This is a genomic window from Ruegeria sp. AE4, from assembly GCF_056542185.1.
Genome location: NZ_JBQFZK010000001.1, coordinates 98,396 through 117,531 on the forward strand (window position 1 = coordinate 98,396; position 19,136 = coordinate 117,531).

The 19,136-nt window shown below is 55.5% G+C and carries 20 protein-coding genes; 8 read left to right on the forward strand and 12 right to left on the reverse strand.

Annotated elements, in window-relative coordinates:
- Nucleotides 1–145: 145 nt before the first annotated feature.
- Nucleotides 146–340, forward strand: a complete 195-nt coding sequence (locus tag ACR0EK_RS00510) for a hypothetical protein (protein WP_480485263.1) — start codon at nt 146–148, stop codon at nt 338–340.
- Nucleotides 341–350: 10 nt separating this feature from the next.
- Here the strand turns inward: ACR0EK_RS00510 and dddP are convergent, their stop codons facing one another.
- On the reverse strand, nt 351–1,694 hold the full coding sequence (gene dddP / locus ACR0EK_RS00515) for a dimethylsulfonioproprionate lyase DddP (protein ID WP_480485264.1): 1,344 nt from the start codon (nt 1,692–1,694) through the stop codon (nt 351–353).
- Nucleotides 1,695–1,816: 122 nt separating this feature from the next.
- Here dddP and ACR0EK_RS00520 point away from each other — a divergent pair, with 122 nt between their 5' ends.
- Nucleotides 1,817–2,560 (forward strand): heme-dependent oxidative N-demethylase family protein, encoded by a 744-nt coding sequence (locus tag ACR0EK_RS00520; protein WP_480564226.1) that lies wholly within the window; start codon nt 1,817–1,819, stop codon nt 2,558–2,560.
- A gap of 36 nt (nt 2,561–2,596) precedes the next feature.
- Here ACR0EK_RS00520 and ACR0EK_RS00525 read toward each other — a convergent pair whose 3' ends face one another.
- The 4 genes from ACR0EK_RS00525 to ACR0EK_RS00540 all read right to left on the reverse strand — a co-directional run bounded on the left by ACR0EK_RS00525 (nt 2,597) and on the right by ACR0EK_RS00540 (nt 6,555).
- The gene (locus ACR0EK_RS00525) at nt 2,597–3,499 is read right to left on the reverse strand and encodes a hypothetical protein (protein WP_480545397.1); all 903 of its coding nucleotides are present in this window, start codon (nt 3,497–3,499) and stop codon (nt 2,597–2,599) included.
- Between the two features lie 200 nt (nt 3,500–3,699).
- The gene (locus tag ACR0EK_RS00530) at nt 3,700–4,488 is read right to left on the reverse strand and encodes a lytic murein transglycosylase (protein ID WP_480564229.1); all 789 of its coding nucleotides are present in this window, start codon (nt 4,486–4,488) and stop codon (nt 3,700–3,702) included.
- Nucleotides 4,489–4,776: 288 nt separating this feature from the next.
- Nucleotides 4,777–6,183 carry a type I glutamate--ammonia ligase gene (glnA, locus tag ACR0EK_RS00535; RefSeq protein ID WP_480538134.1) on the reverse strand — a complete coding sequence of 469 codons (1,407 nt, stop codon included), beginning with the start codon at nt 6,181–6,183 and terminating at the stop codon, nt 4,777–4,779.
- 33 nt (nt 6,184–6,216) lie between these two features.
- Nucleotides 6,217–6,555: a P-II family nitrogen regulator gene (locus ACR0EK_RS00540; RefSeq protein ID WP_209503542.1), complete on the reverse strand. Its 339-nt coding sequence runs from the start codon at nt 6,553–6,555 to the stop codon at nt 6,217–6,219.
- 169 nt (nt 6,556–6,724) lie between these two features.
- Between ACR0EK_RS00540 and ACR0EK_RS00545 the strand changes: the two genes are divergently transcribed.
- The 3 genes from ACR0EK_RS00545 (at nt 6,725) to tig (ending at nt 11,307) form a co-directional block, all read left to right on the forward strand.
- A complete protein-coding gene (locus ACR0EK_RS00545) occupies nt 6,725–8,368 on the forward strand; it encodes an NAD(P)H-hydrate dehydratase (RefSeq protein WP_480564233.1) in 1,644 nt (547 codons plus the stop codon).
- 309 nt (nt 8,369–8,677) lie between these two features.
- Nucleotides 8,678–9,802, forward strand: a complete 1,125-nt coding sequence (locus tag ACR0EK_RS00550) for a porin (protein ID WP_480504712.1) — start codon at nt 8,678–8,680, stop codon at nt 9,800–9,802.
- 173 nt (nt 9,803–9,975) lie between these two features.
- Nucleotides 9,976–11,307 carry a trigger factor gene (tig, locus tag ACR0EK_RS00555; protein WP_480504714.1) on the forward strand — a complete coding sequence of 444 codons (1,332 nt, stop codon included), beginning with the start codon at nt 9,976–9,978 and terminating at the stop codon, nt 11,305–11,307.
- Nucleotides 11,308–11,410: 103 nt separating this feature from the next.
- Here tig and ACR0EK_RS00560 read toward each other — a convergent pair whose 3' ends face one another.
- From ACR0EK_RS00560 to rpsF, 6 genes are all read right to left on the reverse strand, one after another.
- Nucleotides 11,411–12,265, reverse strand: coding sequence for an acyl-homoserine-lactone synthase (locus ACR0EK_RS00560; protein ID WP_209503550.1), 855 nt, complete (start codon nt 12,263–12,265; stop codon nt 11,411–11,413).
- Between the two features lie 107 nt (nt 12,266–12,372).
- Entirely contained in the window at nt 12,373–13,074 is a 702-nt protein-coding gene (locus ACR0EK_RS00565) for a LuxR family transcriptional regulator (protein ID WP_267364591.1), read from the reverse strand.
- Nucleotides 13,075–13,309: 235 nt separating this feature from the next.
- Nucleotides 13,310–13,795, reverse strand: coding sequence for a transglycosylase SLT domain-containing protein (locus ACR0EK_RS00570; protein ID WP_480564236.1), 486 nt, complete (start codon nt 13,793–13,795; stop codon nt 13,310–13,312).
- A 166-nt stretch (nt 13,796–13,961) separates the two neighbouring features.
- Entirely contained in the window at nt 13,962–14,582 is a 621-nt protein-coding gene (gene rplI / locus ACR0EK_RS00575; protein ID WP_267364588.1) for a 50S ribosomal protein L9, read from the reverse strand.
- A 12-nt stretch (nt 14,583–14,594) separates the two neighbouring features.
- Nucleotides 14,595–14,822 carry a 30S ribosomal protein S18 gene (gene rpsR, locus ACR0EK_RS00580; protein ID WP_005608650.1) on the reverse strand — a complete coding sequence of 76 codons (228 nt, stop codon included), beginning with the start codon at nt 14,820–14,822 and terminating at the stop codon, nt 14,595–14,597.
- Between the two features lie 28 nt (nt 14,823–14,850).
- Nucleotides 14,851–15,204, reverse strand: coding sequence for a 30S ribosomal protein S6 (gene rpsF, locus ACR0EK_RS00585; RefSeq protein WP_209503558.1), 354 nt, complete (start codon nt 15,202–15,204; stop codon nt 14,851–14,853).
- A gap of 281 nt (nt 15,205–15,485) precedes the next feature.
- Between rpsF and ACR0EK_RS00590 the strand changes: the two genes are divergently transcribed.
- Nucleotides 15,486–16,004 carry a hypothetical protein gene (locus ACR0EK_RS00590; RefSeq protein ID WP_480504717.1) on the forward strand — a complete coding sequence of 173 codons (519 nt, stop codon included), beginning with the start codon at nt 15,486–15,488 and terminating at the stop codon, nt 16,002–16,004.
- Between the two features lie 125 nt (nt 16,005–16,129).
- On the forward strand, nt 16,130–16,702 hold the full coding sequence (locus ACR0EK_RS00595; RefSeq protein WP_480564239.1) for a YceI family protein: 573 nt from the start codon (nt 16,130–16,132) through the stop codon (nt 16,700–16,702).
- Nucleotides 16,703–16,759: 57 nt separating this feature from the next.
- On the opposite strand, the gene ACR0EK_RS00600 is transcribed toward ACR0EK_RS00595, so the two are convergent.
- On the reverse strand, nt 16,760–17,983 hold the full coding sequence (locus tag ACR0EK_RS00600; protein WP_480545403.1) for a cytochrome b/b6 domain-containing protein: 1,224 nt from the start codon (nt 17,981–17,983) through the stop codon (nt 16,760–16,762).
- 174 nt (nt 17,984–18,157) lie between these two features.
- Here ACR0EK_RS00600 and fabD point away from each other — a divergent pair, with 174 nt between their 5' ends.
- Nucleotides 18,158–19,096 (forward strand): ACP S-malonyltransferase, encoded by a 939-nt coding sequence (fabD, locus tag ACR0EK_RS00605; protein ID WP_480480389.1) that lies wholly within the window; start codon nt 18,158–18,160, stop codon nt 19,094–19,096.
- The last annotated feature ends 40 nt before the right edge of the window (nt 19,097–19,136 follow it).

The window sequence follows — 19,136 nt, forward strand, 5'->3', positions numbered from 1 at the left end:
CTGCCGCCTTCGGGCCGCATGGCGGCAGAGCTCTTACCTTCTTTTAATATCAAAAAATTTGATGATGGTTCAAACAAACATTCGTTTCACTTATGTCTCTCCACATCCCATTTGTGGTTCCTGAAAGCTGAAACAGGAGACACAGATGTCACATGCAGATATTGCACCCCGGATACCCGACCTGCGTTCACGTATGATCCTGGCTATAGTTTTGGCCGGCGTTGCCGGGTTCGCGATTGGCCAATCCTGGCCCGCGCCCCAAGGTGGTTCACAGGTTCAGGTCAGCCTTGCCACGGAAGATTGGCATGGAAATGTCCGCCGGTCCCATTGGTCGAATTGAGGGCCCGGCCTTATTCGATTCCCATCAATTGGGGGTCAAAGGGATATCTGGACAGGTTCTCATACCCGGTTTCGGTAATGAGAACCTGATCCTCAAGCTTGATGCTGAAATCGCCACCGACTTCGCCAACGCAGGCTTCGACGCACAGCACCATGCCGGGCTCCAGCGGATAGTCATATGCGCCTTCGACGGCTTTGTCCGGATACGCAACCAGCGGCCATTCATCACACAATCCCACTCCGTGCATCAGGCAGCCGTATTTCTGCGCCTGAAACTTGTCATCAAGCCTGTGCGACATGGCGGTAAGTTCCGGGATCATTACGCCGGGCTTCAGCATCTGCATGTTGGTCATGATATGTTCATGCGCGTGCTGCATGGCATAGATCATGTCAGGGCGGGGTTTTTGGTCGCCAATCCACCAAGTGCGCGAGATATCGATGCATATCCCGTATGACCCGATCAGGTCGGTGTCGAAGGCGATGATTTCGTTTTGCTGCGTGATGCGGGGCCCGCATTCCTGGAACCAGGGATTCGTGCGTTGGCCTGATGCCAGCAGGCGGGTTTCAATCCATTCGCCACCGCGCCGGATGTTTTCCGCGTGCAGAACAGCCCAAATATCATCCTCGGTTGTCTTTCCATTGCCGACATTCGCGCGTGCAAAGCGCTCCATCTCCGCCACAGCGGTTTCGCAGGCGTGATTGGCACAGCGCATGGCCAGAATCTCATCCGGTCCCTTCACGGCACGGGTCTTTTCGGTCAGCTCTTCACCTTCCATGACCTCAAAGCCCTGCGCCTCAAGCGCGCGCAGACCATGCAGCATGATCTTGTCGACAGCCAAACGTTTGTTGCCGCCGCCATGCGCATCGATCAGTACGCGCACCTCGTTCGAGAAAACATCTGCCGCAATATCCACCTTGTCGCCACGGTCGAAGTAAAACAGGTCCGCGCCTGACCGCTGCTCGCGCACCAGCGGATTGAACGTGCTGAGGAAAGGTGAGTTCTTGTAGTCCCAGATCACCATATAGCCATTGGCACATAACAGCACCGCGCGAAACGGGTTATGCGTATTCCACAACTGCATGTTCGTGCTGTCGGTTGCGTAGCGGATGTTCAGCGGGTCAAAAACCAGCAAGCCACCATATCCGCGATCAACGATGGCCTGCGTCAGTCGTTTCCAGCGGTGTTCCCGCATCCGGGCAAGATTGGGCAGTTCCAGCCCCGCAGCAGCCCATTCGTCAAAAGCCAGCTGTGTCGGTCCGATCTCGATCCGGTCATTTTCGTTTGGCGTGCCATCACCCAGCGTAGCGCCTCGGCTGGGGTCAATCTTGCGCGTGTCTCGGTAATGCTTGTTCATGACGGACCTCGTTGCTTGTTCAGTCAAACCTAAGGTGCCCATATCGATCGTCTTGGAAAAATGCGACGGCGATCCTGTCGTTTTCGACCGACAAATATTTCGACCCATGCTAAGCCACTGGTATGAATAAAATTCTGCAAGATAATATACCGTATGATGTCGGCGACCTACGTGCTTTACCGGGTATCCAGCCTGCAACGATGGAAAACTGGTTGCATCGGGACGAGGCTTTTGTCGGTCAGATGCAACGCCGGCAGAAGCTGCTGACGGAACGCCGCGAAGACGTTCTGGCGCTTGATCCGCAGGCTGAACCGGCCGCTCGGGAACTGCTCGACCTTGTGCTGTCGCAGGTCTATCCCAATGCGGATGAAGAAGTCGTGAGACCCGACGGAGTAAGTGTCGCAGTCGACCGGGCGCAGCCGCTTGATACATTGTGCAGGCTGGTTCAGGAGGATTTTTGCATCCTGCAAAAGCGCGGAACTGTACATGTATTGACCGGCGCAATCCTGTGTTTCCCGGCCAGCTGGCTTTTGTCGGAAAAATTCATGCGACCACTGATCGACATCCATGTGCCTGTCGCAAGTTACGACGAAAATATAGCCAAGCGGGTGCAGCGCCTGTTCGACGGGATACAGCCCGGTCGTCCACTCTGGCGCTTTAACGCGCTTTGGTATGAAGACCCCGAACTGTTTCAGCCCCGAAGCTCCAGTGACAGGCGGGGCGACACAGATCGACGTAAAACGTCCTACTTGCGAAGTGAGCGGCAAACCCTGCTGCGCTTGCCGAAAACGGATGCGGTCGTCTTTTCAATCCACACTTATATTCTGGCCGCGAACGCGGTTCCCAAAATGGAAAACCCCGCCTAAAGGCGGGGCATCCAAGGAGGGTCTTCTGTAATTCTCTTATTGGCCCAAGGCGGCCGCAACATCGGCAAACGCGTTCGTTGCGTTCAGGGCAACTATCGCGAAGGTAAAGACAAGCACCTGTGTGTTGAGGCGAAAATCTTCACCCCGGATCAGATTGACAGCAGCCATTGACAGGGCAATCGGGGTCGAAACGCCAGCCAGTACACCCGTCATGCACCAACTGCTGAGACGCAAAACGTCACTTGGCTTTACGACACCATCTTCGTCATCGAACGTTTCCTGACCTGGCCTGTTTGTATCTTCACTGCGAAACGCGATGCTGAGCAATTGTTCATCTGTCAGCTGGATCGGGCGGGACGTCGAAGCATGAAGAACACTTATGGTGTCATCGTTCTCGGGCAAATTCATTGCCGAAAACTGCCCGGTCAGCGACTGAAAAATTTGTTTTCTGTCGCGTGTTCGGCTGGGGGTCAGAGTGTCAAAGGCGCTCATGAACTGCTCGACCGTCAGAACCGTGTGTGGCGACAGCCATTCAACGCGCCGGGTCGAACAGATATCGACCATGCGATACAGAATGACGACCATCATCAGTTCCGAAATCTCGGAGTCATCCAGCAGGGGGGAAACCGGCGTGATCGAAAGAACCAACCTGTTTTGCGGATTTGCGGCGCGGGGTTTTGTTATCGTTTTTAGCCCCGCGGCGCGATCCATACGCTCGTACCGGTCTTCCTGCTCGGGGGTGCCTGTATCCAAGGTCAGTCGCACAAGGTACTGACTTGAAACAATGCTTGCTTCGGAATTGCTCAGCAACGCCTTGCGTTCGACCAGATGGCCGTAATCTTCCAGCGTCGTGGCAACGATTGTGCCAAAACGCTCGATCGCGCCATTTGCGTCGCCATTGAATTGCAGGCCGCCATGGTAGCTGTGCTTCCGAGCCACTGCACTGTCCTTTTTTGCGTACTGTTCAGCAAACACTGTAACAACCATTCGTGAGGAGAATTTGGCGGAAAATGCAAAAAAGGTAATATTACCCCGGCATTGGTTACGCATTGGAAACCAAGAAACTAAAGGCTTTTGTTTGTCACTGTGGCGGAAATGTGGCGAAAGCGGGTGCGGAGTGTGTTTTTGGTGCGACCGGGCTATTGGTCGATTCGGGCGGCCATGATTGCTATGGATTGCTGATAAACAGAGGCCGCGTTCCACTGTTGCAGCACTTGAAAATTCCGCTCCCCTGGCTGATAGCCACGCCCCGGCTTCCACCCTTTCTTGCGAAGAAAATTGGCGGTCGAGGCAAGCGCGTCGGTCATGTCATAGAAGTCCACCCGACGGTCGCCGGTGGCATCGACGCCATAGGTCAGGGCGTTGCCCGGCAGAAACTGAGTGTGACCCAACTCGCCATGTTTTGCCCCTTTTGTCGCCACGGTAATGCTTCCTGCATCGACCAGTTTCAGTGCCCCGATTGCGTGCGGAACAAAGAACTCGGACCGGCGACAATCATAGGCCAGTGTCGTGATTGCGGAAACAACCTGACTGTCTCCCATAAAATTGCCAAAGCCGGTTTCCATGCCGTGAATGGCGATCAGAACGCCCGCCGGAACACCGTATTGCCGTTCAAGAGCAGCATAGAAATCGGGATTTGCCGCCTTGCGTTTGCGCCCCTGCGCGACGATTGCATCAGCGCCTCTGACACGCATGAATTTGTCCAGCGTGTATTTGAAGCTTTTCTGATTGCGATCCGCCGCAATTGTGCCCGTGGCGTATTGCGCCTGAGCAAGCGCCTGAAGGCCCATCTTTTTCACACCAGCCTTGCGGGCCTGCTGGGCGAAATCGGCCTTCCAGGCCTCGAACCCCGCGCTGGTATTCCCACAAGGCGCGGCCAGAAGGGGCGAAGACACAAGCAGGGCGATTAATACGTAAAGACGAAACATGAGGATAATCCGATGGTGTTGAAATCTGTGGCCAGCCTACCTTGAGCTTTGAATTGGGCAAAGCGGTTCGTTGGAGTGTCTCCAACCGTTCCTGCAAATGCCTGTTGATTGATCTGCGGAGTGCCTTTGAAGGATTTCAGATCCTCAGCATCGGGCGCATAGCAAGGGCGAAGGTAAAAAGTGTGTATTCTGCGCTATGGCGCCCGATGAGGCTGAACAGCGACAGACCGGCGCAAATGAAACAGGGGCGCCCGTTTGAGCGCCCCTGCAAATCCATGCCGTGGTTGCTTAGCAGCTGTAATACATGCCGTATTCAACCGGGTGTGGTGTGTGCTCGTAGGTTTCGACCTCTTCCATCTTCAGGGCGATGTAGCCGTCGATCTGGTCCTTGGTGAACACGTCACCTTGCAGCAGGAAGTCGTGATCCGATGCCAGCGCTTCCAGAGCTTCACGCAAGCTGCCGCAGACAGTCGGGATACCGGCCAGTTCCTCGGCAGGCAGATCGTACAGGTTCTTGTCCATGGCTTCGCCCGGATCGATCTTGTTTTTGATGCCGTCAAGGCCGGCCATCAACAGAGCGGCAAACGCCAGGTAGGGGTTTGCAGCCGGATCGGGGAAACGAGCCTCGACACGTTTTGCTTTAGGGCTTTCGGTCCATGGAATACGGACACAACCCGAACGGTTACGGGCCGAGTAGGCGCGCAGAACGGGGGCTTCGAAACCGGGGATCAAACGCTTGTAGCTGTTGGTAGCCGGATTGGTGAAGGCGTTCAGGGTCTTGGCGTGCTTCAGGATACCGCCGATGAAGTACAGCGCTTCGTCCGAAAGATCAGCGTATTTGTCGCCCGCGAACAGTGGCTTGCCGTCTTTCCAGATTGACATGTTCACGTGCATGCCGGTGCCGTTGTCACCTGCGATAGGCTTCGGCATGAAGGTTGCCGATTTGCCGTACGCATGAGCCACGTTGTGGATGACATATTTGTACTTTTGCAGCTCATCCGCCTGCTTGGTCAGGCTGTCGAAGATCAGGCCCAGCTCGTGCTGGCAAGACGCAACTTCGTGGTGGTGCTTGTCGACCTTCATGCCCAGACGCTTCATGGTCGACAGCATTTCCGACCGCAGGTCCTGCGCTTCGTCGATCGGGTTCACCGGGAAGTAGCCACCCTTGACGCCCGGACGGTGGCCCGTATTGCCCATTTCGTATTCGGTGTCGGTGTTCCATGATGCGTCAGTTGCATCAACTTCGTAGGATACCTTGTTGATTGTGTTCGAATAACGGACATCGTCAAACAGGAAAAACTCGGCTTCGGGACCCATATATGCGACGTCACCGATTCCTGATGCCTTCAGGTATGCTTCGGCTTTCTGCGCTGTGCCGCGCGGATCACGCTCATAGGCTTCGCCTGTATCGGGTTCGACAACCGAGCAGTGCACGCAAATGGTTTTCTCTGCGTAGAACGGATCAACATATGCACTATCGGTATCGATCATCAGCTTCATGTCCGAAGCTTCGATCGACTTCCATCCTGCGATGGACGAACCATCAAACATGAAGCCTTCGTCCAGGAAGTCTTCGTCGACCTGATCGGCCATCAGGGTCACGTGCTGCAGCTTGCCGCGGGGGTCGGTGAAACGGACGTCGACATATTCGGCGCCCTCTTCCTTGATCAGCTGAAGAACTGCGTCCTTGCTCATTCTCTTGATTCCTCTGACTTGAAGATTGGTATGTTAGAGCGCGTCCGAGCCGGTCTCGCCGGTACGGATGCGAATGGCTTGTTCAACCGGAGAGACAAAGATCTTTCCGTCGCCGATCTTGTCGGTTTTGGCAGCCGACACGATGGCTTCGATGGCGGCATCCACCTGGTCATCGTCCAATACGACCTCGACCTTCACCTTGGGCAAAAAGTCGACAACATATTCCGCTCCACGATACAGCTCGGTATGGCCTTTCTGACGGCCGAAACCTTTGACTTCGACGACGCTGAGACCCTGAACACCTACGTCCTGCAACGCCTCTTTCACTTCGTCCAGTTTGAACGGCTTGATGATCGCTTCGATCTTTTTCATTCCGGCTCACCTTGAATGGTTGTCTCAGGCGCAGTGATCACGTCTAAGATCGGGCGGCAACGTGATTGCGGTATCGGTTGGGTCGGTATCCGTTGAAATCAGGCTCTGTGCTAAATTTTAGGCGGTTTGCACAAAAAATAATCGAAATTGAATCGTGCGAAGGTGTGATATGACGGAATTGCTGACAGCAGCGCAGATGAAAGCCATCGAGCACGCGGCCATCAGGTCCGGTGAGGTTACGGGTTTGGAACTGATGGAGCGGGCAGGGCAATGTGTTGTCGAGGCGATCTTCGAGGAATGGCCGGATCTGGACAGGCGAGGGGCCAGCCCCTCGCGCTCCCCGGAGTATTTGGAAAAAGATGAAGAGGATCCGCTGCGTGCAGTCGTATTGTGCGGGCCCGGAAACAACGGCGGTGACGGGTTTGTCGTGGCGCGGCTTTTGCGGGAACTGGGCTGGAAGGTTGAGGTATTCCTGTATGGCGATCCCGAAAAGTTGCCGCCGGATGCCCGGGTGAATTATGAGCGATGGGGTGGTTCGGCAAAGGATGTATCTGAGATCGCACGGGGCAGAATCTTTTATCCGGATATTCTCATCGACGCATTGTTTGGGACCGGTCTAACAAGATCGATTGAAGATGTGAGGCTATGGGAAGTTCTTTGGGCATATGATGACGCAGAGACGGCATGGGAGTTGCGGCGTCAGGATGGAGGTACGCACATCGTTCCTCCACGCACGGTCGCGATAGACGTTCCTTCAGGTCTTTGCGCAGACTCAGGTAAAGTCGTGGGAGAACTTTTCCCTCAGCATGGACGTCGCTGTGCACGATCAGCACTTACGGTTTCGTTTCATTCGAGAAAGCTTGGCCACGTGCTGAGTGAGGGACCATATTTTTGCGGACATGTTGTCACGAAAGATATCGGGTTGAGGCAGGATGCGGGGGGCGACGAGATTTCGAAGGCTGTGGATAATCTGCCTGGGGTTTGCCTTGGTAAGAGTATGAATGAGCACAAATACACCCATGGGCATGCCCTGATCCTTTCGGGTGGGCCCGGCAAGACAGGTGCGGCGCGACTGGCCGCGCGGGGGGCGTTGCGGATTGGGGCAGGGTTGGTGACGCTGGGGGTGCCATCCTTGGCTTTAGCAGAGGTTGCGAGCCGGATCACCGCCCTCATGCTACAGTGCGTTGATGGGTCTCAAATGCTGTCAGACGTACTGCAGGACGTGCGGATGAACGCCCTTTGTCTTGGCCCTGGTCTGGGGTTGGAGCGAGCCCGGGACCTGGTGCCAGTCGCCCTGATTGCGAAACGTGCGACGGTTCTGGATGCGGATGCGCTGACGGCATTTGCGGGCGATCCCGGAAACTTGTTTGAAATGTTGCATGACCACTGCGTTCTGACCCCGCATGGCGGTGAGTTTGCGCGGCTGTTCCCCGATCTGGCTGAAAAGCTGAGCGAAACGCCGGTCAGAGGCCCCGCCTATTCCAAGGTGGACGCAACGCGAGAGGCATCGGCACGCGCGGGATGTGTCGTGTTGTTCAAAGGGCCGGATACAGTCATTGCTGCCCCGGACGGGCGATGTTCGATCAATGCCGCATGCTATGGTCGCGCAGCCCCTTGGCTTGCAACCGCCGGGTCAGGCGATGTGTTGGCCGGTTACATCGCCGGGCTATTGGCGCGGGGATTCGATGCGATGGCGGCGGCTGAGACAGCAGCGTGGCTGCACGTGGAATGCGCGCGTCGTTTCGGGCCGGGATTGATCGCCGAGGATCTGCCTGAGCAGTTGCCCGATGTTTTCAAACAGCTGAATATCTAGTTGTTTTGGGCAGAAAGCAGCTCAGGCTCTGTCAGAATGGCATGTTTTCGCTGTCAAGATGTGCGCAGATGCATACCGCATATTTGCCAGGTGCATAGGCAGGCATCACTAATTGTTTGCAAGCTGCCAGTACGAGATGGAGCTGTATCTTGTAAGTTAATGAAAAATAATGTAAAATGTCCAAATTATTAGTATGTTCTGTTGCTAAAATACAATTCTTGCGTAAGACAAGGCGCAGATCACTGGAACGCTCGGATTCAGTAAACAAATGGGCAGTATCTGAACCCTGAACCAACTATGGTGAGTGAAATGACCCCAAATATCAAAAAGATATCGGTTGCCGCCTTTCTGACTGCCACGGTCGCTGTTCCGGCAGCCGCAGAGCTGAAATACGAAAATAACAGCGGCGGCTATGTGCTGCTTTACGGGCAGTTAAACCCGGCCTTGATTTCGGTTGATGACGGCCAAGATACCGAGACCCGGGTCCTCGACAACGATCTGTCGAACAGCCGGGTTGGCCTGCGTCTGATGCAGCCATTTGGCCAGAACGAGTTTACCTTCCGCTTGGAATCGGCGTTGGGATTGCCGAACTCGACTGAATGGAACCAGAACGGTACAAACTTTAGCGGCTGGACCCGCGACGATATCCGGTTTGTGGATTTTGCCTTGAAGGGCAGCTACGGCAAGTTCTCGGCAGGTCAGGGCAGCATGGCGGCAGATGGTGCTGCAGAAGTGGACCTGTCCTATGTCGGCACCGCGCTGTATTCGTTCACAAACGATGAGAACTCTGGCTTTTTCTATCGCGGCACAAACGGTGTGCTGAGTGGTATTACGGTTGGTGACAGTTCCAGCAACTTTGATGGCTCACGTCGTGGGCGCGTCCGGTATGACACTCCAACGGTTAACGGATTCTCGGCCGCTTTTGCATATGGTCAGAACATTCTGTCCAGCAGTGACGATGATGACTACTACGATGTCGGCGTGTTCTATGAAAACACCTTTGCAGGCGGTGTAGAGTTTGCGGCAGCTGTCGCGTATTCTGTGCGGGAGCGGGATGACAATTCAGGGGATCGCAAGGATACACTCGGTTCGGCCTCGGTGCTGTTGCCCAGCGGTCTGGGGTTCACGATTGCCGGCGGCACGCGTGACGATGACCGAGCTGGCCAGACGGACCCGAATTACTGGTACGGCAAGGTCTCGTACGAGGGGAACTGGGTATCCTGGGGTAAGACAGGTGTCGGCATCGACTATTATGACGGCGCGGATTTCGAGACCAACGGGTCCGACACCAAGGCATGGGGTATCGCTGTCGTGCAGAAGGTCGAAGCGATCAATACCGATGTTTATCTGAAGTATCGCAACCACGATTTCGATGACGGAACGTCGTTCGAAAACAACGAAGCCTGGGTACTGGGCGCGCGCTGGAAGTTTTAATTGCCTTCCAGCGAGCCAACACGAACGCCCCGGTTTTCGGGGCGTTCTTTTTTGCCAAAACTAGGTTGATTCAGCCTTTGCCCCTTGCACGTTGGCGGCAGGGCAAATAGAAGGCGTCAAATTTGCCCGGCGCGCCCGTTTTGCGCGCCCCGAATCCTATGGGGACTACCAAAATGCAGGTTACCGAGACGCTGAACGAAGGTCTGAAACGCGGCTACAACATCGTTGTGACCGCAGCCGAACTGGACGACAAGGTCAATGAAAAGCTGACCGAAGCACAGCCGGAAATCGAAATGAAAGGCTTCCGCAAAGGCAAGGTGCCGATGGCGCTGCTGAAAAAGCAGTTTGGCCAGCGCCTGCTGGGTGAGGCGATGCAGGAATCCATCGACGGTGCGATGAACAAGCATTTTGAAGACAGCGGCGACCGCCCCGCGCTGCAGCCCGAAGTCAAGATGACCAACGAGGACTGGAAAGAAGGCGACGATATCGAGGTCGCGATGTCCTACGAAGCGCTGCCCGCGATCCCTGAGGTTGATCTGAAATCGGTCGCGCTGGACAAGCTGATCGTCAAGGCGGATGACGCCGCCGTCGAGGAAGCGCTGAATAACCTGGCTGAAACCGCTCAGGACTTCAAAGCCCGCCGCAAGGGTTCGAAAGCCAAGGATGGCGACCAGATCGTGTTCGATTTTGTCGGCAAGGTTGATGGCGAAGAATTCGAAGGTGGATCGGCCGAAGATTACCCGTTGGTTCTGGGGTCAAACAGCTTCATCCCCGGTTTTGAAGAGCAACTGGTCGGTGTGAAGGCCGAGGAAGAAAAAGACGTCAACGTGACATTCCCGGAAGAATATGGTGCCGAACACCTGGCCGGAAAAGACGCGGTCTTCACCTGCACGATCAAGGAAGTGAAAGAGCCGGTTGCAGCCGAGATCAACGATGAGCTGGCGATGAAGTTCGGCGCCGAGGATCTGGCCGCTCTGAAAACTCAGATTTCGGAACGTCTCGAAGCAGAATATGCGGGCGCGTCGCGCGCGGTCATGAAGCGGGCCCTGCTGGACGTGCTGGACGAAAAAGTGTCGTTCGACCTGCCACCGTCGCTGGTTGAAGCCGAAGCCAAGCAGATTGCACATCAGCTGTGGCACGAGGAAAACCCTGAAGTAACCGGTCATGACCACGGTGAGATCGAACCCACCGATGAGCACAACAAGCTGGCCGAACGCCGCGTGCGTCTGGGTCTGCTGCTGGCCGAGCTGGGCCAGAAGGCAGAGGTGGAAGTCACCGACGCCGAGATGACCCAGGCGATCATGAACCAGGCGCGTCAGTACCCGGGTCAGGAACGCCAGTTCTTCGAGTTCGTGCAGCAGAACGCTCAGATGCAGCAGCAACTGCGCGCGCCGATCTTCGAAGACAAGGTTGTCGACTATGTGTTCGAGCTGGCGCAGGTCAGCGACAAGGAAGTCAGCAAGGACGACCTGCAAAAAGCCATTGAGGCATTGGAAGAGGAATAATCCTCTTCCTTCCCTCTTTGTTCAGAGAGGGGTAAAAAAAACGGAGCCGCCTGTAAACAGACGGCTCCGCATGGGTGGCTTTTGTATCTATGAGGTGAGGGGGTCAGGCCTCATGAGCAAAAGCACGGGGGGTATCTAGCAGAGCGATCTTCTGCTCTGGTGTGAACGTATCCGAGAGCGCTTCGATCAGCTTCAAAACGTCCTGACGTTCAGCTTCGTTTCTTGCGGCGCTCATCTGTTCCACAAAATACTTCTCAAGTTCGGTCAGTGGCTTGTGATCCTGATTGGCCGGGCTCTGGGTTGCTGCCTTCTTGGCTGCAAACAGTGCCAGTGCCTCTTCGTCATCCATAAAGACGTTCTCATGGATGCCTGCAAACTCACGCAGGCCCGAGATGCGTTCATCGGTGCAATCCAACAGGGCGGCCAGTGCCGAGACTTTCCCCATGGGAACCGTTTCACCGACATAGTCGTATGGCGCGCAGTTCGACCGTTTCAGAACCCGGTCCATGACCGGATCGATTACGGTGATGATATCCTGAATACCTGCGTTCTTGGCATATTCCAGAGAGCCGATCATAAGCTCGCAGGTGGCATAAGAGACTGAGTTCTTTTCCTTGCCGCGTGTAAGGCGTTGCGTGTCCACGCAGAAGCGTGTCGATTCCCACATTGTTGCGCTGCGCAGTGGTGCTTCCCCGCAGAGGATGGCCGAAAACACATCCGACAACATATGAGGTCCTGTGGTCTGAAGGGCACGCACGGCTGCGACGACATTCCCCCCGTCGTCGAGTCCGATTACGTATGCCGGGTCCAGATGATCGAATTCATCAATTTCCTTGCCGTCTTCGATCTTTACGTCCCATCCAAGACGTCCGCCAAAAACACGTGCTCTCAACTCGAACATTTCGTCAAGAACTTCGCTGAACATGTGTCTGTTCAGGCCATCTACCACGATGATCATTTCTTCCCCCTTCGAGTGGTTGTTCGGTAATACTGACGTTACCGCTCTCGAAAGATTTTTCTATTGGGGGATTCCCGTATTTTGGCGGAATTTGGGGATTTTTTTGTTTATCCCGGGGTAATAAGCCCGATCGCTATCGCCCGCCCTACGGCCTGCGGGGTGGTCAGCGCACTAAGCTTTTCCCGGCTCGAACGCAAGTGTACTTCTACGGTTCGGTGCGAAATCGACAAAATATCGCCGATATCCTGCTGCGACTTACCTGCAGCGACCCATTGCAGGATTTCCGCTTCGCGAGAGGACAATGTCGGATGATATAGTGCGCCGGTCAGCTGATCCGAGGACACGACGTTGTCGTGGATGTGCACGGCCATGGCCTGCAAATCGCCGATAAAGTTCGTGTAAAGCTTACGCCACTCTTCCTTGCTGCAATTTCGGGTAGCGCTCAGCAGGCCAATATCACCGTAAGGGCCGCGTACCGGGATCGTAACACCCTGACTAGGCAAGCCAAAATCATGAGCATCCCGGAACACGCGTTGAAAGTCCGGACTTCTTTCCAGACGGCTCCAGTCCACCGGCGCAATACTGCGGCGAGCCATGTGGATGGTCGGATCAATCATGATCAGACCCTGTTTCTGGTAGTGCTCAGTCCAGGCGTCGTCATAGGTGACAAAGCCAGCCACAGTTCCTGCCGCCGGATTCATACCAGCATAGGCAGCATGATCCATGTCATGCTTCTCACAGATTTGCCTTAGAAATTCGGTATATCGAACTTCTGAATCCGGCAGGGTGCTCAGATCGACAATTTCCATGTGGCGCCTACCAGCTGTGGCCCATCTTGCTGCCCGATGGTGTCGTCGAGCATGCGTATTACACAGAGTGGAACCCGTTTACCTCACCAAGTCAGAACATCATACTTTTCTAAACATGACAAGGAGAGGTCTAAATTGTCTGTGCAATACCGCATATTGCGACAACCAATAGAACATTTTTGTCACTATTCAGTTTCAAGTGCCAACTCCGGCCAATTTCTGACGCCAATGGACGTCAGGGCGCCGGTCTCAACCCGGTTTCGACCAGCATTCCCTTGGCTTTTGCCTCTGGATAGTAACCTTTGGCGTACAGGTAAATAGCCCTGCGTTGATCCCCATCTGAAAGCATCCACGCCCCGCGCAGGTACTTTCCTGCAAACTCAAGGTTGGTGTCGGCATCCAGCAACCCTTCGGCTTTGCCGGTGTATCCCATCGAGCGCGCCGTGGCTGGCAGGATCTGTAGAAGGCCGTAATAGGGCCGGTTGACGGCCCATGGTCGGTGTGTGCTTTCGCGAATGGCCAGCTTGTGAACCAGTTCCCGCGGAATCTCGTAATGGTCCGCCCATCTGTTGATCGAAGCTCTCAGCTCGGGCGTTTCATTCGGGTGGAGCGGCGGGTCAAAATGTGGCGTACCCGCCTTGGAGACCTGGTCTGCCCCGCAGGCAACCAACGACACAAATAGAAACAGTGCCAGGAAACTTTGGCGCAGATAAACAAGCATTTTTCGGTCCTCTGGATTTCGGCGGCAATGATACGGAACGACAATGAGCCTTCAAGCGTACACGGGAAAATGGGCTGAAACTTGCCGGTACGACTTGTGAATACAAAGGGAAAAAAGAAAAGGCCGCGCTTTGGCGCGGCCTTTAGGATGCTCACAAGCAGCCGGATCAGGCTTTGGCTTCGTCTTCCGCAACCGGTGCCGCGTCGGCAACCATGTCATCATCATCCGAAGCGGCCGAGCCGATGTCGTCGAACAGTTCGGCGATTTCGAATTCAGCAGCGGCTTCTTCTTCAGCAGCCAGTTCCTGAATCGATTTGCCCGAAGCCTGCAGTTCGGCTTCTTCTGCCGAACGGGCCACGTTCATTTTGATTTCGACTTCAACCTCGGGGTGCAGTTTCACTGCGACAGTGTGCAGACCCAGTTCTTTGATCGGGGCGATCAGGACAATCTGTTTCTTGTCGACGGTGAAACCTGCTTCGGTTGCGGCGTCAGCGGCGTCACGCGGGGTGACCGAACCGTACAGAGCGCCGGCATCCGATGCCGAGCGAATCACGATGAACTGCTGACCGTCCAGCTTTTCAGCCAGTGCTTCAGCTTCTTTCTTGGTTTCCAGGTTGCGGGCCTCAAGCTGCGCTTTCTGGGCTTCGAACGACGCGATGTTGGCGTCGGACGCGCTCAGGGCTTTGCCTTGGGGCAGCAGGAAGTTGCGGGCGTAGCCGGGCTTGACGTCAACGACGTCGCCCATTTGACCCAGTTTCGCAACGCGTTCCAGCAGGATAACTTGCATGTCAGTCTCTCCTTACTTCACAGCGTAGGGCAGCAGGGCGAGGAAGCGGGCGCGCTTGATAGCACGGGCCAGTTCACGCTGCTTTTTCGCCGAAACGGCGGTGATGCGCGAAGGCACGATCTTGCCACGCTCAGAGATGTAGCGCTGCAGCAGACGGGTGTCTTTGTAGTCGATTTTCGGCGCATTCTCACCCGAGAACGGGCAGACCTTGCGGCGGCGGAAAAATGGTTTTGCGGCCATGGTTTAGTGTCCTTTTCTCAGGCGTTGATCAACGGCGCTCGCGGCGTTCGCCACGTTCGTCACGCTTCTGCATCTGAACCGACGGACCATCTTCGTGGCCGTCGACCTTGATGGTCAGAACGCGCATGACGTCTTCATGCAGGCGCATCAGGCGCTCCATTTCCTGCACCGCGCCCGAGGGGGCATCGGTTTTCAGAAAGGCATAATGGCCCTTGCGGTTTTTGTTGATCTTGTAGGCCATCGTCTTGACGCCCCAGTACTCGCTATCAACCAGCTTGCCGCCGTTGTCAGCCAGAACGGTGCCGAAATGTTCGACGAGGCTTTCCGCCTGCGCGTTGGACAGATCCTGACGCGCGATCATTACATGCTCATACAGTGGCATGTGCACTCCTGTTTATATCAAGGCGCATTTCATAGGCGGGGCCAAACGTTCCTTCGCGACCCTGCCACGAGAGGCTGCGCGATTCATACGACTGCGAAGGATGGCCCCATATACACGTCTGAGCCACAAGGGCAAGCCCTGCCACATATGCCTCTGAGACGCCGCCCAAATTCCTTTAGGCCGCCCAATTGCTGACGCTTTTCGGCTCAAAGTTGTTTTGCATACCGGACATCAACCGGATCAACAGAATTTCGAAAGTAACCTTAAAAGGGTGACGTGTTATGACCGCTACTAACACAAACGCATATCAGGAAAACGTTGCCGGCTCGCGATTTGAGAATTCAGTGCCGGTAATGATCACGTTTGCACCTAACTGGAAGGCCCGCCTGATCCTGGCGCGGATGGTCGGGGCGTTTTTGATCGTTTCTGCGTTCTCAATGTGGTTGATGCCCGGATCGGTGGTCGGCGCAGATGTTTGGCCGATCAAGATGGCGGCGTCCATGCTGTTTCTGGTCGTTGGCGTCGCCTTGCTGACGATCGAGGTTCTTGACCCGCGCCCTGACGCCTATTTCGACCCGATCCGCCGAGAAGTCCGGGTGTTGCAGAGAAACGAAGACGGACGCCCTCAGACTGTCCTGCGCCGCAGCTATGACTCGCTGGGTGGGGCGCGTTTTGAAGAGAATGAAGTTCACCTGTTTGACGTGGACGGCAGTCTTTTGATGAAGCTGCCACTTGAATCGGCGGATGTCAGCCGGGCGCTGAAAGGGCAGCTCAGCAAAAGCGTAACAATTTTCGGTTGATTTTTATTCTGTTCAAAAAAGAACAGAAGTTGTGAATCAAAAAAGGTTGTGTGCCGCCCTTGGGCGGCACATTTTGTATTCAAGCAGTCCTGACGGACTGCATTCACAAAACCGCGGAGATTGATATGAAATCCACCCTTCTTGCTGCTGCATTGGCCGTATCAGCGACAACGGCATTCGCCAGCGCCGAGAAATACGTGTTGGATCCCAGCCACAGCCAAGTCATTTTCAGCTATGACCACCTTGGGTTTTCAACCACAACTGGCATGTTTTCCGGCTTTGAAGGCGAGATCATGTTCGACCAGGAAAACCCCGCCGCTTCGAGCGTGAGTGTGTCGATGCCCGTTTTGGAGATGTTTACCGGCTGGAAACCCCGTGAAGATCACTTCATGACCGAGGATTTCTTTGGCGCGGCCGAAGGAGATTTGATCACCTTTACATCGACAGGAATCGAAGTGACCGGTGACAACACCGCGAACATCACCGGCGATCTGACGATGAACGGTGTGACCAAATCGGTTGTTCTGGACGCAAAGCTCAACAAGGCTGACACTCACCCGATGGCAAATCAGCCCTGGGCGGGTTTCAATGCCACAACAACGCTGGTCCGTAGCGAATTCGACCTGGGTCAGTTTGCACCATTTGTCAGCGACGAAGTGCAGATCCAGATTTCGGTCGAGGCACAAAAAGCCGAGTAATCACAGAATCACGAACAGAAAAACGCCGGTGATCAAATCACCGGCGTTTTTTTTGCCTTACTGACCGCGTGCCGCTGTGAGTTCTACGGATACTGCGACGGTAAAGCCCAGCGAGTCTTCGGTAGGCTGCGATGTGCCTACATCAAACTCCAGCCGGTTAAGCTCGATTGTGCCCGCCATGGTGGCTGTGTCGCCCTGAAGATCCAGCGAGAAGGGCAAAACGACATCGATCGACTTGTCGCGAATTGTAAGCGGACCGCGCGCCTCGTAACCATTTTCGGTTTTATAAAGGTCGGCTTTGAACTGAGCAGTCGGGAACCGGGCGTTGTCGAAGAAATCCGGTCCCATGGCCTGATCGGTTACGGTTCCAAGACTAAGCGAGCTGATGGCTATCGTGACATCGACAGACCCTGCCGGGCCCGGCTCTGTGGGTTCGTCAAAAGTAATTGCGGCCGTCCAGTCCGAAAACGAACCTGTGACGGGGCTATTCAGTTGCGAAATCGTAATCGACAGCGTGCCGTTCTGAACCTGCCATTCGGATTGAACCTCGGTCAGTTGGACATCCGGTGCTTCACCTACGTTAGGGGTAAGCTTACCCGTTGCCCAGCCTCCGGTGACGACGACACCCCAGACCACCAATGCGGCGACGGCTGGAATCAGTGAATGGGTTTGATGTGGTGGTTCCGGCACATCAGACAGGCCCGGTAACATCCGGCGCAATGTGCCGTCCTTGTCGATGACGTGATGTTTCAGCGCACCTGCAACGTGTAGGACAAGGGAAACAACCAGAACCCACATGAAAAGCCAATGCAGAACTCCTGTAACCTCGGCCACGGCGGTGGATTTCGGTACAAAAGGCAGATTTTGGCCGAAGGGCCAAAGGATTGGGGCAAAGCCTTCGGTCGCGGCGTGGTGAATCCAGCCGGTCAGCGGCACAAGGACCAGCGAACCGTAAAGCAGCCAGTGGACGGTTTCAGCGGCAAAGGCTTCGGGCTTGTTGTCAGCATTCAGAAGGCCGGGCTTGGTTTGCGTGAACGCCCAAAGAATGCGGGCCAATGCCACGAAGAACACGGTAACCCCCACGGTTTTATGCAATGAGAACACGCGCGCCGCACGGGCAATTTCCAACTCGGTAGGGGCCGTTGCCGAGTGCAGTACCGCATGCGCCAGATTATCTGCGACCCAGCCGAGGGGCAAAGCCGTGAAGATCAGCAACGCGGTCAGCCAATGAAACGTCTTTGCGATGCTGCCGTAGCTTGAAAAGGAATTGGTCGATTGCATTTGTCGCGCGCTCCGGGATTCTTGGGTGTGCCCAAGGTAAAGCCGGATGAAACAGACACAAGTGAGCGCGGGTGCACACAAAAGGTGCCAGAATGCAGAAAGCAGGCAATGCTTGTGCCAGACGGTCAGTCAGTTTACACCCCGCCGCAACCTGACACCATCCATGAGGTTGCAATGACACTCGCGTTCGTTTTCCCGGGGCAAGGCGCCCAGACCGTAGGTATGGGCAAAGCTCTGGCTGAGGCTTACCCGGCGGCTCAGGCCATCTTCGATGAGGTGGACGACGCGTTGGGCGAGAAGTTGAGCAGCCTGATCTGGGATGGCGATATTGCTGACCTGACACTGACCCAGAATGCCCAACCCGCGTTGATGGCAACATCGATGGCAGCCATGCGCGCTTTGGAAGCCGAAGGCGTATCTGTCAGCAAGGCGGCTTTTGTGGCGGGGCATTCACTGGGTGAATACTCGGCCCTGGCCGCGGCGGGTGCCTTGTCTGTTGCAGATACAGCGCGTCTGTTGCGCACCCGTGGTCAGGCCATGCAAAGCGCCGTACCCGTGGGCGAGGGGGCCATGGCCGCCATTCTGGGGCTGGATCTGGAGGCCGTGCGCGCTGTGGCGGAAAAAGCCGCACAGGGCGAGGTCTGTCAGGCCGCAAATGACAACGATCCTACGCAGGTCGTCGTGTCGGGTTCAAAAGCGGCTGTCGAACGCGCAGCCGAGATCGCCAAGGAAAAAGGCGCAAAACGTGCTGTTATGTTGCCTGTAAGTGCTCCATTTCACTGCGCGCTGATGAAACCTGCTGCAGATGTAATGGCAGAAGCGCTTGCTGCCGTCGAAATTAAGGCCCCTGTCATACCTTTGGTGGCTAATGTGCGCGCCGAGGCTGTCAGCGATCCGGATCTGATCCGTCAATTGCTGGTCGAGCAGGTGACAGGTTCGGTTCGCTGGCGGGAAAGCGTGCAATATATGGCGGCACAAGGCGTGACCGAAACATGGGAAATCGGCGCTGGCAAAGCGCTGTCCGGTATGATCCGCAAGATCGATCGCGAAATCGCGGGTAAGGCTGTGGGCACACCGGAAGACGTCCAGAAGGCCATTCAGGCCGAATCGTAAGCTCAATTCGCGTTGTAACCGACGCAGCAAGAGGGAAACC